Annotated in this window: 17 protein-coding genes; 6 read left to right on the forward strand and 11 right to left on the reverse strand. The window is 62.4% G+C overall.

Translation table 11 applies throughout. The features are described 5' to 3' along the window. Nucleotides 1-11: 11 nt before the first annotated feature. Together NKJ40_RS18060 and NKJ40_RS18065 are read right to left on the reverse strand one after the other, a co-directional pair. The gene (locus tag NKJ40_RS18060) at nt 12-371 is read right to left on the reverse strand and encodes an ArsR/SmtB family transcription factor (RefSeq protein ID WP_352467184.1); all 360 of its coding nucleotides are present in this window, start codon (nt 369-371) and stop codon (nt 12-14) included. Nucleotides 372-430: 59 nt separating this feature from the next. Beyond that, nucleotides 431-1,876, reverse strand: a complete 1,446-nt coding sequence (locus NKJ40_RS18065; RefSeq protein ID WP_352467185.1) for a LysM peptidoglycan-binding domain-containing protein — start codon at nt 1,874-1,876, stop codon at nt 431-433. 114 nt (nt 1,877-1,990) lie between these two features. Between NKJ40_RS18065 and NKJ40_RS18070 the strand changes: the two genes are divergently transcribed. Next, nucleotides 1,991-2,602, forward strand: a complete 612-nt coding sequence (locus tag NKJ40_RS18070; protein ID WP_254820219.1) for an LOG family protein — start codon at nt 1,991-1,993, stop codon at nt 2,600-2,602. Between the two features lie 110 nt (nt 2,603-2,712). On the opposite strand, the gene NKJ40_RS18075 is transcribed toward NKJ40_RS18070, so the two are convergent. Then, nucleotides 2,713-3,600 (reverse strand): LysR family transcriptional regulator, encoded by an 888-nt coding sequence (locus tag NKJ40_RS18075; protein ID WP_352467186.1) that lies wholly within the window; start codon nt 3,598-3,600, stop codon nt 2,713-2,715. Between the two features lie 118 nt (nt 3,601-3,718). Here NKJ40_RS18075 and NKJ40_RS18080 point away from each other — a divergent pair, with 118 nt between their 5' ends. Beyond that, nucleotides 3,719-4,009, forward strand: a complete 291-nt coding sequence (locus NKJ40_RS18080) for a muconolactone Delta-isomerase family protein (protein WP_352467187.1) — start codon at nt 3,719-3,721, stop codon at nt 4,007-4,009. A 55-nt stretch (nt 4,010-4,064) separates the two neighbouring features. Here NKJ40_RS18080 and rarD read toward each other — a convergent pair whose 3' ends face one another. From rarD to cysS, 7 genes are all read right to left on the reverse strand, one after another. Then, entirely contained in the window at nt 4,065-4,997 is a 933-nt protein-coding gene (gene rarD / locus NKJ40_RS18085) for an EamA family transporter RarD (protein WP_352467188.1), read from the reverse strand. Nucleotides 4,998-5,080: 83 nt separating this feature from the next. Beyond that, entirely contained in the window at nt 5,081-6,703 is a 1,623-nt protein-coding gene (gene cimA / locus NKJ40_RS18090; protein ID WP_352467189.1) for a citramalate synthase, read from the reverse strand. Continuing rightward, entirely contained in the window at nt 6,700-7,656 is a 957-nt protein-coding gene (gene pip, locus NKJ40_RS18095; protein ID WP_352467190.1) for a prolyl aminopeptidase, read from the reverse strand. Before pip ends, cimA begins: the two co-directional genes overlap by 4 nt. Further along, on the reverse strand, nt 7,653-8,129 hold the full coding sequence (locus tag NKJ40_RS18100; RefSeq protein WP_352467191.1) for a GFA family protein: 477 nt from the start codon (nt 8,127-8,129) through the stop codon (nt 7,653-7,655). Before NKJ40_RS18100 ends, pip begins: the two co-directional genes overlap by 4 nt. Further along, nucleotides 8,126-8,617, reverse strand: coding sequence for a GFA family protein (locus NKJ40_RS18105; protein WP_352467192.1), 492 nt, complete (start codon nt 8,615-8,617; stop codon nt 8,126-8,128). The genes NKJ40_RS18100 and NKJ40_RS18105 overlap by 4 nt, the downstream gene beginning before the upstream one ends. A 6-nt stretch (nt 8,618-8,623) precedes the next feature. After that, a complete protein-coding gene (locus NKJ40_RS18110; RefSeq protein WP_352467193.1) occupies nt 8,624-9,013 on the reverse strand; it encodes a VOC family protein in 390 nt (129 codons plus the stop codon). Next, a complete protein-coding gene (gene cysS, locus NKJ40_RS18115) occupies nt 9,010-10,491 on the reverse strand; it encodes a cysteine--tRNA ligase (protein WP_352467194.1) in 1,482 nt (493 codons plus the stop codon). Before cysS ends, NKJ40_RS18110 begins: the two co-directional genes overlap by 4 nt. Nucleotides 10,492-10,910: 419 nt before the next feature. Between cysS and NKJ40_RS18120 the strand changes: the two genes are divergently transcribed. Then, the gene (locus NKJ40_RS18120; protein ID WP_023677745.1) at nt 10,911-11,060 is read left to right on the forward strand and encodes a hypothetical protein; all 150 of its coding nucleotides are present in this window, start codon (nt 10,911-10,913) and stop codon (nt 11,058-11,060) included. A gap of 57 nt (nt 11,061-11,117) precedes the next feature. On the opposite strand, the gene NKJ40_RS18125 is transcribed toward NKJ40_RS18120, so the two are convergent. Further along, complete coding sequence (locus tag NKJ40_RS18125; RefSeq protein WP_352467195.1) at nt 11,118-11,879, reverse strand: SOS response-associated peptidase; 762 nt, start codon at nt 11,877-11,879, stop codon at nt 11,118-11,120. Between the two features lie 123 nt (nt 11,880-12,002). Here NKJ40_RS18125 and NKJ40_RS18130 point away from each other — a divergent pair, with 123 nt between their 5' ends. From NKJ40_RS18130 to NKJ40_RS18140, 3 genes are all read left to right on the forward strand, one after another. After that, nucleotides 12,003-12,431, forward strand: coding sequence for an NUDIX hydrolase (locus tag NKJ40_RS18130; protein WP_352467196.1), 429 nt, complete (start codon nt 12,003-12,005; stop codon nt 12,429-12,431). Between the two features lie 48 nt (nt 12,432-12,479). Continuing rightward, nucleotides 12,480-12,857: a TIGR02301 family protein gene (locus NKJ40_RS18135; protein WP_352467197.1), complete on the forward strand. Its 378-nt coding sequence runs from the start codon at nt 12,480-12,482 to the stop codon at nt 12,855-12,857. A 374-nt stretch (nt 12,858-13,231) separates the two neighbouring features. Beyond that, nucleotides 13,232-13,489, forward strand: a complete 258-nt coding sequence (locus NKJ40_RS18140) for a hypothetical protein (protein ID WP_023677749.1) — start codon at nt 13,232-13,234, stop codon at nt 13,487-13,489. Nucleotides 13,490-13,499: the final 10 nt, after the last annotated feature.

Raw genomic sequence — 13,499 nt, forward strand, 5'->3', positions numbered from 1 at the left:
CTTTATGATTTTTAGCGGCCGGAGCAGCAGGAATCGACCAGCGCGGCCAGCGATGCCGAAACATCGGCGAGCGCGGCACGGTCGAGCTCATAGCGCGAGCGTGGGCGGTCAGGCTCGAAGCGGATAAGCCCGGCTTCGACCAGAATCTTCAGGTGTTGAGAAACGGTGGACTGCGCCAGGTCGAGTTGCTCGACGACCTCGCGGCAGCAGCAATAACTGCTGGCGGAAAGGTGTTTGAGAATGTCGATCCGCGCTGGATGCGAAAGGGCCGCGAGCTGGACAGCGACGGCGCGGCTATCCGGCGTGCAGTTGGCCGGCGCGTGTTCATCTGCCGCGCGGCGTCGGTCCGTTACGAGGGGGGATTCGGTCATCGTCCATCGGCGATAAACGATGACTGGCCCTGCCGCAAGCTATCCTGATGGGCAGAACGCTACTCGGCCTTGGCTGGCGCCGTCGTCATCTGGTCACCCATTGCCTTGAGATCGGCGGACTCGCCTTCCTTCGATTTCTGCGGCACCTTGAACACCTGCCCCGGCCAGATGCGGTTCGGATTGCTGATCTGGTCCTGGTTGGCGAGATAGATGGTCGAGTAGCGCATGCCCTGGCCATAGACCCGCCGCGAAATCCGCCACAGCGTGTCATGGCGGCGGATAATGACTGCGCCATCGGCATGTTCGAGCTTTGGAGCCACGGTCTCGGGAGTTTCGCCCGAAGGCGTTGTGGCGGCCATTTCGGCCGGGGCCTCGGTGGCAGGAGTGGGCGCAGTTGCGGGCGTTTCGGCGGCTGTTGCCGGTGTAGCCGGCGCGGCTTTGGTCGCCGGAGCATTCGGCTCGGCTGGTTTTATCTCGGCAGGCTTTGGCTCGGCGGGCGCGACGGCGGCAACCGCCTCGCCCGGCTCGCGTTCGAACGGCACGGCGGCACGAGCCACCACCGTCACCCCGTCGGCGTCGAGCGCGTCGACATGGATGGTGTAGGTGCCGACCGGGATGTCGCGTGTCGCTTCGACCAGGAAGTGGCGGTCGGGCGAGGTCTTCGCGTCGCCGAGCAGGATATCGTTGGCATAGGCGCGCACCTTGCGGCCGGGATCGGCGACGCCGGCAACGAAAATCTTGTTGCCGTCGATTTCGACGGCTTCGACGACGATCTTGGGCTCCGCCGTGGGGGCAGCAGGCGCTGCCGGTGTGGCGGGCGCTGCCGGAGCCGGTGCGGCTGCAATGGCGGCCGGGGCGGCTGGCGCCGGCGCGGCGGCGGCCGGCAGTTCGGTGCCGGTGGCAGGCGGCGAGGCACCAGATTTTGCCTCAGGAGCCGGAACAGTGAGCAGTTCGGACGGCTTGCCCGGCTCCTCGACCATTGCCAGAACTTGGCCGGTGGAATTCTGGGGGATCGAAACAACGGCGGTCTGCGCCGAGGCGATCACGACATTGCCAGCCGTAGAGCGCAGTGTGATCGTGTAGTCGCCGGGCTTCAGCGGATCGTCGAGAATAATGGCAAAGGCGCCGTCGGGACCGGCGACCGTCGAGCCGAGCACAGTCGAACCGTTGAGAATCTCGACCTTGGCGTTGGGCGCCGCATAGCCAGCGACGACGATCGAGCCGTTGCTTTCGACGCGCACGATGTCGAAGGTCGGCACGATTGCACCTGCTGCGGCCGGCGCGGCGGGCGCTGCCGCATCGGTGGACGCGGCGGGCGCAGGCGGCAGCCGGCCCTCGGTCGCCGGAGCGGCCGGTTTCGAAGCCGGCGGCGTCAGCGCCGCGACCTCCGCAGGCGGTGTGGAATTGAGATACGGGTCGAGTGCGCCCGATACATAGGCGGTTCCGGCCGCGGCGACAGAGCCGCCAGCCGCGAACAAAAACGCCTTCAATGGATTAATTGCCATGTTTCCCTGCCCCTTAGCCACCTAATTTCGGTCTAGCCTGTTTTACCAAAGCCGACAAGAAAAAGCCCGCCCCAGGGCTTGACCATGCCAATAGTCCCTATCACCAATCATAACATGAACACGATTCGATCTGTCTGCGTCTATTGCGGCTCGTCCCCGGGCCGAGATGAGACCTATATCAAGGCCGGACACCTGCTTGGCCGCTCGATCGCCAAGTCCGGCCTGCGTCTGATTTATGGCGGCGGCACTAAAGGGATCATGGGTGCCGTCGCTGAAGGGGCATTAAAGGCTGGCGGCAAGGTAACGGGCATCATTCCACGTTTTCTGATCAACCGGGAGGCGACCGAAACCGCGCTTAACCGGCTTGACGAGCTCGTCATCACCGACAACATGCACGAGCGCAAACACAGGATGTTCGAGAAATCCGACGCCTTTGTGGCGTTGCCCGGCGGCATCGGCACGGTCGAGGAGATCGTCGAGATCATGACTTGGGCGCAGCTCGGCCATCATCGCAAGCCGATCGTTTTCGGCAACGTCGGAGGGTTCTGGGATCCGATGCTGGCGTTGCTCGACCACATGGCGACGGAGGGCTTCATCCACACGGCGCAACGGGTCAAGCCGCTGGTGGTCGAGGACCCGGAAGCAATCGTCGCCGCCATCATGGTGGCGGGATCCTCCGTCGACGCACCGACGGAGGGCGTGCAGTCGGTGATTGATAAGATGTAGAGTGAATAGTGAATAGTGAATAGTGAATAGTGAATAGTGAATAGTGAATAGTGAAGTACAAGACTTCCAAATCGGCGCCTGTCTATCCCCTACTATTCATTATTCACTATTCACTCCTTCCCTACTGCCTTCCTTAAATCCGCGATGACCGCACGCTTGTCCTGACGCCGCCAGGCGAGATGGATCGAGACCCTGCGTTCGAACCACGGCAGATCACGAAACACGATCTGAGGCGGCGCAGCACTCCGCAGGCTGGCCTGCACCGTCGCCAGCCCAAGCCCGGCGCTGACCAAGCCCAACGACGTCAACGGATCGGTCGTCTCATAGGCTATGTCGGGCAGGAAACCGGCCTTCGCACAGGCGGCGAGAAATTGGCTGCGGTTGGTGTCGTCAGGCTGGCGCACCACCGTGATCCAGGTGCGTCCGTCCAGTTGCTGCGGCAGTATCTCCGCGATATCGGCCAATGGATCGCTTTCCGGCATCGCCAGAACCAGCGGCTCGCGCATGATGAGCATGGCGGCGATGTCGGGATCGTCGGCAGAAGGAGGCGTGTAGACGAGGCCCAGATCGAGCGATCGTTCGCGCAGTGCTTCGATCTGCGCGTCGGAACGCTGGCCCTTCAGTTGAAGATGAAATTCGGGCCGGTCGCGGCGAAACTGGCGCAGCATCCGAGCGACAAGCCCGGCATGTACCGCGCCTTCGACATAGCCGATGGCGAGACGGCCGACCGTACCGCCGGCGAGATTGCGGCCGAGCTCCTCCAGCCGTCTTGCATGGGCCAGCAGCGCACGCGCCTCGGTAAGAAAGGCGCGGCCTTCGGGATTGAGATGAACACGCTGCCTCGCCCTCTCGAACAATGCGACGCCCAGCTGCTCCTCCAGCTGCATGATCTGACGGCTAAGCGGCGACTGCGAAATGTGTAGCAATTCGGCGGCACGCCCGACATTGCCGGTTTCGGCCACCGCGATGAAATAGCGGAGCTGGCGGAGGTCGAACATTGTTGCTCCGTTGCTAAAGTCCCGTGAGGTCTCAACTTTAGCCTAATCAGTCTTGGACTGTCTGGTCAGCCGAAGCGAATATTTTCGCCATTCCAACGGCCAACATCAGGAGATTCCGATGCAGTTCTTTGCCCTTCTTGTGCGCAACACCGAAAAGTTCACCGACGCCGATTTCGCGCCGCTGCTGCCTGGCGAGGCCGAGCAGCGCCGCACGCTCTATGCCGAAGGCGCCGTGCGCCAGGTGTGGAATCGAGGCGACATTCCCGGCAGCGGCATGATGTTCGAGGCCGGCAGCGATGCCGACGTGCGCAACCATCTCGCAACTTTACCGCTGGTCAAGGCCGGCATGATGGACATCGCCGCGGTAGTGCCGCTGCAGCCCTATCCCGGCTTCGGGCCGAAGCGCTGAGCGATCGTGAAAGAGGCGGCTGCCGGCATTAAGACCGGCCAGCCGCCTTTCTTCGTTAGGCGGCTCGAGCGGATGCGGCAACGGTCTTGCGCGCCGAAGAAAACATCGACCAGGAGTACATCGCCAGCGCCGTCCAGATCAGCCCGAAGGCTATGGCCTGAACGCTGCCGAAGGGTTCGCCGAAAATCAGCACCGCGATTAAAAAGACGATCGTCGGCGCGATATATTGCATGATGCCGATGGTGGAGAGGCGCAGCAGCCTGGCGCCGAACGCAAACAACAGCAGCGGCACGGCGGTGACCGGACCGCAGCCAATCAGCAAGGCGGTGTCGTTCAGCGAGCTGGAGACGAAATGATCCTGTCCTGTGGCGATCAGGAAGATGATGTAGCCGAGTGCCGGCACCGACAGCAGCAGCACTTCAAGCAGGAAGCCCTGGCTCGGGCCGATTGGCAGCGTCTTGCGGAAGAAGACATAGGCGGCAAAGGAAAAGGCCAGCACCAGCGACACCCAAGGCAGCTTGCCGGCGTCGATGGTCAGCACCGCGACCGCGATTGCCGCCAGCACCACCGCCGCGATCTGCAGGCGGTCGAGCCGCTCGCCGAGCAGCAGCGCGCCGACAACGACGCTGACCAGCGGGTTGATGTAATAGCCAAGCGCGGTCTCGATGGTGCGGTCGACCGCGATCGCCCAGACATAGATGCCCCAGTTGACCGAGATCAGCGCCGCCGTCAGCACCGCCATCGAAATGATGCGCGGCGAGCGAACTGCCGCTTTGAAATCAGCAGTGCGGCCGGCCCAGACCAGGACAGCGGCCGCGATCGGCACCGACCAGACGATGCGGTGGGCGATGACTTCGGCCAGTGGCAGATGCGCGACAGCCTTCATGTAGAAGGGCAGCAGCCCCCAAAGCAGGTAGGCGCCGAGCGCCAGCAGAAAGCCGCGACGAGCTTTGGAATCGGCCTCGATTTGAAGTGCTTGGGTAGCCATGGCCCAAGGCTATGCGCCAGCGGCTTGCCCAAAACCATCGCAAACTGCTGATGGATCAATGGAGTCTCGCTGATGGTTCAACGCTACTCCGCCGCCGCCAATCCCGCCATGTCGCGGTTCTTCATCAGCTTGTAGACGATCGAATCCATCAGCGCCTGGAACGAAGCATCGATGATGTTTTCGGAGACGCCGACCGTCCACCAGCGCGCACCGGTGCCGTCATGCGATTCGATCAGCACGCGGGTGATCGCCTCGGTGCCACCATTGAGGATACGTACCTTGAAGTCGGCCAGCTCGAGATCGGCGATTTCGCTCTGGAATTTGCCGAGATCTTTGCGCAGCGCAATGTCGAGCGCGTTGACCGGGCCATGACCTTCGGCCACCGACATCTTCTCCTCGCCCTCCACCAGCACTTTCACGATCGCTTCCGAGACCGTCTTCAGCTGGCCGTTGGCGTCGAAGCGGCGCTCGACCATGCAGCGGAACGAGGTGACGCGGAAGAATTCCGGCAGGCCATGCAGCATCTTGCGTGCCAGAAGCTCGAAGCTGGCGTCGGCACCTTCGTAAGCGTAGCCCTCCGCCTCACGTTCCTTGACCACGGCGATCAGCGCGTCGAGGCGATGGTCATCGCGGGGCATGTCGATGCCGCGCCGCTTCAGCTCGGCGAGGAAATTGGCCTTGCCACCCTGGTCCGAAACCATGACGCGGCGGCGGTTGCCGACAGTCTCTGGCGGCACATGCTCGTAGGTCGCCGGCTCCTTGGCCAGCGCCGAGGCATGGATGCCGGCCTTGGTGGCGAAAGCGGAGGCACCGACATAGGGCGCCTGCGCTTCCGGCGCACGGTTCAGCAACTCGTCAAAGGCGCGGGACAGGCGCGATACACCGGTCAACGCCTCTGCCGAAATGCCTGTGGCAAAGCGGCCGGAAAAGGCCGGCTTCAACGCCAATGTCGGCACGATCGAGATCAGGTTGGCGTTGCCGCAGCGCTCGCCGATGCCATTCAGCGTGCCCTGGATCTGGCGCACGCCGGCCTCCACGGCGGCAAGCGAATTCGCCACCGCCTGGCCGGTGTCGTCATGGGCGTGGATGCCGAGATGGTCGCCCGGTATGCCGGCCGCGATCACCTTTTCGACGATGGCGCGCACCTCAGAGGGCTGCGTGCCGCCATTGGTGTCGCACAGAACCGCCCAGCGCGCGCCGGCTTCATAAGCCGTCCTGGCGCAGGCCAGCGCATAATCGGGGTTGGCCTTGAAGCCGTCGAAGAAATGCTCGCAGTCGACCATCGCCTCCTTGCCGGCAGTGAGCGCCGCCTCGACCGAGGCCTTGATCGCCTCGAGGTTCTCCTCATTGGTGCAGCCGAGCGCGACGCGGACATGGTAGTCCCAACTCTTGGCGACGAAGCAGATGGCGTCCGACTTCGATTGGACCAGCGCGGCAAGCCCAGGATCGTTCGAGATCGACACTCCTGCCCGTTTGGTCATGCCAAAGGCAACGAACTTGGCATCGGCCGTGCGACGCTCGGCAAAGAAGGCCGTGTCGGTTGGATTGGCGCCGGGGTAGCCGCCCTCGACGTAGTCGATGCCGAAGTCGTCGAGCAGCTTGGCGATGGCGATCTTGTCCTCGACGGAAAAGTCGATACCCGGCGTCTGCTGACCATCGCGCAGCGTAGTGTCGAACAGATAAAGGCGCTCGCGAGCCATGGTCATTTCCCGGCAAACTTGTCCGTTGCGCGGATCAGCCTGTCGAGGATGCCCGGCTCCGAATAGGCGTGGCCGGCGCCTTCGATCAGATGGAAATCCGCTTTCGGCCACGCCTTGTGCAGCGCCCAGGCGTAGCGCGCCGGGCACGGCATGTCGTAGCGGCCGTGAACGATGGTACCCGGGATATCCTTAAGCTTCCATGCATCGCGCAGCAGCTGTCCCTCTTCAAGCCAGCCGGCATGGACGAAATAGTGGTTCTCGATGCGGGCGAAAGCCAGGGCATAATCATCCTGGCCGAAGGGACCGCTGGTTTCCGGTTCCGGCAGCAGCGTGATCGTCTCGCCCTCCCACAGGCTCCAGGCGCGGGCGGCCTCGACCTGCGCCACAGGATCGCTGCCGACCAGCCGTTTGCGGTAGGCCGCCATCATGTCGCCGCGCTCAGCCTCCGGGATCGGCGCCAGAAACCGCTCCCACTTGTCGGGGAACATCTCTGACACGCCGAACTGGTAGTACCATTCGAGTTCGGCGCGGGTCAGCGTGTAGATGCCGCGCACGACCAGTTCGCTGACCCGCTCGGGATGGGTCTCGGCATAGGCCAGCGCCAGCGTCGAACCCCAAGAACCGCCGAACACCATCCATTTGTCGAAGCGGCACATTTTTCGCAGGCGCTCGATGTCGGCGACCAGGTGCCAGGTGGTGTTGGCTTCAAGCGAGGCATTGGGCGTCGATTTTCCGCAGCCGCGCTGGTCGAACAGGATGACATCGTACAGCTTCGGATCGAACAGCCGCCGGTGCTTTGGCGAAATGGTGCCGCCCGGCCCGCCATGCAGGAAAACAGCCGGCTTGGCACCGCGGGTGCCGGAGCGCTCCCAATAGACCTGATGGCCATCGCCAACGTCGAGCATGCCGGACTCGAAGGCTTCGATCTCGGGATAGAGGGTGCGGAATTCGCCGCTCATAATTTCAGGCCCTGCTGCGGCCAGTTGGCCGTCTCGTGATCGGGATGCTGGAAGGAGATGATGGATTCCTGTCGCGCGTAGAAATCCGGGTCGTCATGGATCGGCGCGTCGAAGATCGTCTCGACCCAGGGCAGCCTGGCGGCGTAGTTGACCTGGATCTGCGGCGCCAGATCGGAACGGTCGTCGAAGGCGCCGACGGCGATCTCGAGCGCGCCGGGCTGGCGGTAGGTCAGCGGTGTGCCGCAGCGGGCGCAGAAGCCGCGATCGATGTTGACCGACGACTGAAAGTAACTCGGCTCCTCGCGCAGCCATTCGACGCCGTCGCTCGGCACCGTCACCAGCGCGCCGAAAAACGAGCCGAACTGTTTCTGGCACATGCGGCAATGGCAAATCGAGGGGCGGCCGAGCGCGCCGTGGATGCGGAAGCGCACGGCGCCGCACTGGCAGCCGCCGGTACGAACGGTTTCGGTCATGATCTTTCCTCCGGCGGCCATTGTTCGGTGTCGTGGTCGGGATGTTGGTATGAGACGAGATCGGCGAGATAGGAGGCCGACGAGACGTCGGCCATCGTTTCCTCACCGGGCAATTCGTGGACATGATCCACATAGGGGAGCTTGGCTTCGACACCCCATTGGATTGTCGGGGCGATCTCCTCGGGGTGGTCGAATGCAGCGATGGCGAGCGCCACGCCGTCGGGCGCTTCGAAGGTCAGCGGCGTACCGCATTCGGCGCAGAAACCGCGCAAAGCCGCATTGGACGAGCGGAAGCGTTTGGGCTCACCGCGCGTCCAGTCCAGCCTTGCGCCGCGCACCGAGACCAGCGGCAGGTAGAAATTGCCGCTCGCCTTCTGGCACATGCGGCAATGGCAGACGGAAGCATCGCCGAGCGCGCCTTCGACGCGGAAGCGCACCGCGCCGCACTGGCAGCCGCCTGAATACACCGGTTTGTTGTCGAGGCTCATCGCGCATTACTCCGGAGCATGGCAGACCGCCTCGATATTGTTGCCGTCCGGATCGAAGACGAAGGCAGCGTAATAGTTGGGGTGGTAGTGCGGTCGCAGGCCCGGCCCGCCATTGTCCTTGCCGCCGGCGGCGATCGCAGCGGCGTGAAAGGCTTCGATCTCGGCGCGGCCGCGCGCGGTGAAAGCGACATGCTGATGATCCTTCGGCTTGTCCTTGCCGGCATGCAGCCAAAACACCGGCCGGTCGCGGCCGTAACCGCCGCCGACCTTGGCGCCACCGGTGTATTCCTGCGGCACCATATAAAGCAGCGAGGCGCCGAGCGGCGCCATCGCCCTGTCGTAAAAAGCCTTCGACGCGTCGAAATCCGAAACGGTGATGCCGAGATGATCGATCATCTTTTTACCTCCCAGGTGGTGATGCGTTCGCCGGTGACGGGGTCCTTGCCGTCCTTCAACTGGATGCCTTGCGCCAGCAACTCGTCGCGGATGCGGTCGGCGTCGGCCCAGTTCTTGGCGGCGATCAGCGCGAGCCGTTTGGCGATTCTGTTGTTGATTGTCTCCCTAAGCTGCTCGATATCCACACCTGCGCTAGCAGCTCTCTTACTAGTCCAGGACTGGATTGATTGATGTTCGAAGCCGAGTACATCGAGGCAGAACCGTAGCCTTGATCCAAAGGCGCCTTCAACGTCGTGGACAATTTTGTTCCGTAACGTTTGGACATATTTGATTGCCTCGGTCGTATTTAAGTCGTCGCCCAAAACCCGTAAAAACTCTGTATCTCGAACGCCGTTAGGATATTGGGAACCGAGCGTTATGAGATCGTTTGCGATCTTCAGAGCCTCTTCCAGCTTGCGCACGGAAAAGTCGATCGGCTCGCGATAGTGCGTCATCAGCATCGCCAGCCTGAGCACCTCGCCCGGCCATTTGCGGCCGCCAAAGGTCTCCGTCTCCAGCAATTCGGTGATCGAATAGAAATTGCCCAGGCTCTTGGACATCTTCTGGCCCTCGACCTGCAGGAAGCCGTTGTGCATCCACACCTTGGCCATCGTTTCGGTGCCGTGGGCGCAACGCGACTGCGCGATCTCGTTCTCGTGGTGCGGAAAGATCAGGTCGAGACCACCGCCATGGATGTCGAACACCTCGCCGAGATAGGCGGCCGACATCGCCGAGCACTCGATGTGCCAGCCCGGCCGACCCCTGCCCCACGGGCTGTCCCAGCCCGGTTCCTCGGGCGAAGACAATTTCCACAGCACGAAATCCTGCGGGTTCTTCTTGTGCGCGTCGACGGCGACGCGGGCGCCGGCCTGCTGCTCGTCGAGATTGCGCTTCGACAACTGCCCATAATCCGGCATGGAAGCGGTGTCGAACAGGACTTCTCCAGCCGCGACATAGGCATGGCCGCGTTCGATCAAGCGTTGAATCAAGAAGATCATGTCGACCTTGCCGTCGGGCCTGGGCTCGACGAACTCGGTGGCGCGCGGCTCGACCGTCGGCTCCAGGCAACCGAGCGCCGCCACGTCCTTGTGGAACTGGTCGGCGGTCTTTTCGGTGACCCGCCTGATCGCTTCGTTCAGCGACAACTTGCCAGAGGCAATCTCGCCGCCGAAATCACGCAGTGCGCGGGCGTTGATCTTGTCGTCGACGTCCGTGATGTTGCGGACGTAAGTGACGTGCGCTTGCCCGTAGAGATGGCGCAGCAAACGGAACAGCACGTCGAAGACGATCACCGGCCGCGCATTGCCGATATGGGCGAAGTCGTAGACCGTCGGGCCGCAGACGTACATGCGCACGTTGCGCGGATCGATCGGGAAGAAATCCTCCTTGCTCCGCGTTAGCGTGTTGTAGAGGCGCAGGCTCTTCGATGCGTCAGACATACGTGCGTTTCCGGTGCGTTACTTTGTTTGAGCATGATCTTTTGGGATCCTGCTCTGGATGGAGTCGGTTACGCCGAGGCGCAAATCGGGCTCCAGCCTGCTGGCCGGGGCGTTTGTCCAATCTGGGAGGAGATGAGGCGAAAACGTCCAGGACCAGCGCGAGGCTAGCCGATAATGCAAATGCCACAAATGGCGAAAGACGTTCTCATGGCCGGCTTTATCGCCTTGCCCAGTGTTGCCGTCAAGTCGCTACCTTCGCCAAAAATATCGTTGGCTCACAGGAATTGAGCCATTGAAACATTTTATTAAACAGGTCGGCACTGTCATGAAACATTCGCCGGCTAGATCAGCAAGCGTCACGATTTGGTCGGATTCGGCCAGCAAACGCAGACACGAAGACGTTACCAGGGAAGAGAACAATGCCTAAGCAAGAATCCAATCGCGCCAAGCAACCGGCGCTCGCCAGCCACTACCGGGCGATCGGCCCGGCAGCAATCGTCGCAGCTCTTCTGCACACCGCGAAGAAGAAGAAGCCGGCGCAGAAGATCGTTTCGCCGCGCGCTGCCTGAGAGTGCCGTCGGGAAAAGATTGAGGCGCTCACGGCGAACCAGTAATAGTAGCTTTTGCTAAAATAAATTCATCTGACTGACGTTCGCGCTGGACTTCTGGCGCTTGACCTTCTCGGGCTCAGGCTTGACGACGCCCTTCTCCTGAATCTCCGGCCCGGTATTGGCGACGTTGTTGACGAGGTCGGAAACCGGGATCGCTTCGAAGAAATCGGGCTGGGCGGGTCTCAGCAGGTCGGCCACATCGCGCGGCTCGAGCGTGCGGCAATCCAGCCAGCGCGCGAAATCCTCGGGATGGATCACCACCGGCATGCGGTCGTGGATATGGGCAGTATCGGCATTGGCATGGGCGGTCAGAATGGCGCCGGTGTCGATTTCCGAGCCGCCCGGCTCGGCATAGGTCTCAATCAGCCCGGCGAAGGCGACAAGCCGGCCATGCCTTGGCCGCACCCAATAGGGCTGCCCTCTTCTGCCACCGGTTTGGTGCCATTCGTAGAATCCCGAAGCCGGTACCAGGGCGCGGCGATGGCGCATGGCAGCGCGAAACGACGCCTTTTCCGAAGCCCCCTCGGAACGCGCGTTGAACAGCAGCGGGAAGTTGCGCGTATCCTTGACCCAGGCCGGGATCAGGCCCCAGCGCACCAGAATCGAGCGGCGGTCGGGCAGGTTCGAGCCCGGCGCCTGCGTCAATCCGGCGAGCGCCATCAGCATCGGCTGCGTCGGCGCGATGTTGTAGCGGGACGGAAACTCCTCAACTTCCGCCAGGCCGAGAAAGGCGGCGGTCTGGTCCGCAGTGGCTGTCAAAGCAAAGCGTCCGCACATGAATTCAGCTTTCGAATTAGTGGCATATGAAAGTGGCCATGGAACCCGCCTTTCGCAACCGCTAAAGCTGTTTGCCGACGGCCGGTCCACAACGGGCTGTGCCAATCGAGCGATCCGGAGCCCATGGAAGCACGCAAGATCATTCCGGCAGTCTCGGTCTGCGTCGTGCGCGAGAACACGGTGCTGCTGGTCAAGCGGGCGGCCAGGCCGCCCTCGCAAGGCCTCTATGCCTTTCCCGGCGGCAAGGTCGAAGCCGGCGAGACGCTGGCACAGGCAGCACGGCGCGAATTGCTGGAAGAGACCGGATTGCAGGCGCGCAGCTACCGGCCGCTGCGGGAAATCCACATCGACGGCAGCGGCGACGGGCATCCGGTCGACTACTGGCTGACGGTGTTTGGGGCCAACTATGCCGGCGGCGAGGCGGTTGCCAGCGACGACGCCGAAACCGCGGCTTTCTATACGCTGGCCGAAATGACGGCGATGCCGCTCGCCGATGCAGTGTTTGAAATTGCCGACGATCTACTCGGCCCCAACAAGGACGGCGAGACCTGAGCCAGAGAATCGCCTTGCAGGCGACAAATTGTTTCAGCACAAAGCCTCATGAGCCGCACGTCCTCGTTTCTCGCCGCCTGCCTCGCCGTCAGTGTGAGTTTCGGCGTGCGTCCGGCAATCGCCGCCGAAGCGCCATTCGAGCCTGGGCTGATGCGGCTGGCGGAAGTGCTCGGTTCTCTGCATTTCCTGCGTAATCTGTGTGGCGAGAAAGGCGACCGGTGGCGAGCCGAGATGGAAAAACTGATCGCATCGGAAAATCCGAACCCGGAGCGGCGCGCCCGCTTCATCGCCAGCTTCAACCGCGGCTACCGGTCCTTCGGCGGCACTTATACCCAATGCACCGCCTCGGCGACGGAAGCCATCAGCCGCTACATGAAGGAAGGCGAGACACTGTCTCGCGACATAGCCTCTCGCTACGGAAACTGACGGCGGCTGCTGCCGTTCCGGCAAACCGGCATCAAGCGCCGGCGCTGTGGGCGGCGGACGCGTTCGACACTTCTCCGCTTGCCTCGAGTGAGGCCTTGGTGCAAACCTGATGTTGCACTTTTGCAACTATGTTAACGAAACGTTAGCGCGCGAATGTGAAATTAACTCAAACTGAAGGTTTCCGTCCCCTTGGCCGGCCTAATCGGCTAAGTTTGAAATGGATCGGACGCAGGTTTGCTGGACGCGACGGAATTTGTAGAAAACGACCAAAAAAATGTCGCATTTACAAATACTTACTGCGCCTGCGTGTAAAAGGGACAACTCAAGCTTGATCCCTATCCAACGGATCACCGCTTGAAAGGGTGGACATCGCAATGGAACATGGCGTCAACGACATCGACGCGCTGGTCAGGGAAGAAAAGCGCCTGACCGCCGTGGAAAGCCACAGCGAAGCCTGGGCAGAGGGATTGTCGGCCGGGATCGAGCCGGAAATCATCGCCGAGGCAGCCCTCGAAACGGCATTCGGCGAAATGCTGCGCACCAATGGCGAGACCTCGGCGCTTGCCCTGCTCGATCGCATGCGTGAAAAGGTGATTGCCGGGGCCTTCGAGCCCGAAAGGCTGCGGCACTGACCCCGGTTCT

The sequence above is a fragment of the Mesorhizobium sp. M0119 genome, assembly GCF_040322615.1.
In the GTDB taxonomy this organism is placed as follows: Bacteria; Pseudomonadota; Alphaproteobacteria; order Rhizobiales; family Rhizobiaceae; genus Mesorhizobium.

What these genes read in the sequence shown, in the direction of transcription:
- cimA (WP_352467189.1), bottom strand. Translation starts at nt 6,703, where the DNA reads ATGACCATGGCTCGCGAGCGCCTTTATCTGTTCGACACTACGCTGCGC.
- NKJ40_RS18080 (WP_352467187.1), top strand. Translation starts at nt 3,719, where the DNA reads ATGCAGTTCTTTGCCCTTCTTGTGCGCAACACCGAAAAGTTCACCGAC.
- cysS (WP_352467194.1), bottom strand. Translation starts at nt 10,491, where the DNA reads ATGTCTGACGCATCGAAGAGCCTGCGCCTCTACAACACGCTAACGCGG.
- NKJ40_RS18105 (WP_352467192.1), bottom strand. Translation starts at nt 8,617, where the DNA reads ATGAGCCTCGACAACAAACCGGTGTATTCAGGCGGCTGCCAGTGCGGC.
- NKJ40_RS18065 (WP_352467185.1), bottom strand. Translation starts at nt 1,876, where the DNA reads ATGGCAATTAATCCATTGAAGGCGTTTTTGTTCGCGGCTGGCGGCTCT.
- NKJ40_RS18060 (WP_352467184.1), bottom strand. Translation starts at nt 371, where the DNA reads ATGACCGAATCCCCCCTCGTAACGGACCGACGCCGCGCGGCAGATGAA.
- pip (WP_352467190.1), bottom strand. Translation starts at nt 7,656, where the DNA reads ATGAGCGGCGAATTCCGCACCCTCTATCCCGAGATCGAAGCCTTCGAG.
- rarD (WP_352467188.1), bottom strand. Translation starts at nt 4,997, where the DNA reads ATGGCTACCCAAGCACTTCAAATCGAGGCCGATTCCAAAGCTCGTCGC.
- NKJ40_RS18140 (WP_023677749.1), top strand. Translation starts at nt 13,232, where the DNA reads ATGGAACATGGCGTCAACGACATCGACGCGCTGGTCAGGGAAGAAAAG.
- NKJ40_RS18135 (WP_352467197.1), top strand. Translation starts at nt 12,480, where the DNA reads ATGAGCCGCACGTCCTCGTTTCTCGCCGCCTGCCTCGCCGTCAGTGTG.
- NKJ40_RS18070 (WP_254820219.1), top strand. Translation starts at nt 1,991, where the DNA reads ATGAACACGATTCGATCTGTCTGCGTCTATTGCGGCTCGTCCCCGGGC.
- NKJ40_RS18110 (WP_352467193.1), bottom strand. Translation starts at nt 9,013, where the DNA reads ATGATCGATCATCTCGGCATCACCGTTTCGGATTTCGACGCGTCGAAG.
- NKJ40_RS18125 (WP_352467195.1), bottom strand. Translation starts at nt 11,879, where the DNA reads ATGTGCGGACGCTTTGCTTTGACAGCCACTGCGGACCAGACCGCCGCC.
- NKJ40_RS18120 (WP_023677745.1), top strand. Translation starts at nt 10,911, where the DNA reads ATGCCTAAGCAAGAATCCAATCGCGCCAAGCAACCGGCGCTCGCCAGC.
- NKJ40_RS18130 (WP_352467196.1), top strand. Translation starts at nt 12,003, where the DNA reads ATGGAAGCACGCAAGATCATTCCGGCAGTCTCGGTCTGCGTCGTGCGC.
- NKJ40_RS18075 (WP_352467186.1), bottom strand. Translation starts at nt 3,600, where the DNA reads ATGTTCGACCTCCGCCAGCTCCGCTATTTCATCGCGGTGGCCGAAACC.
- NKJ40_RS18100 (WP_352467191.1), bottom strand. Translation starts at nt 8,129, where the DNA reads ATGACCGAAACCGTTCGTACCGGCGGCTGCCAGTGCGGCGCCGTGCGC.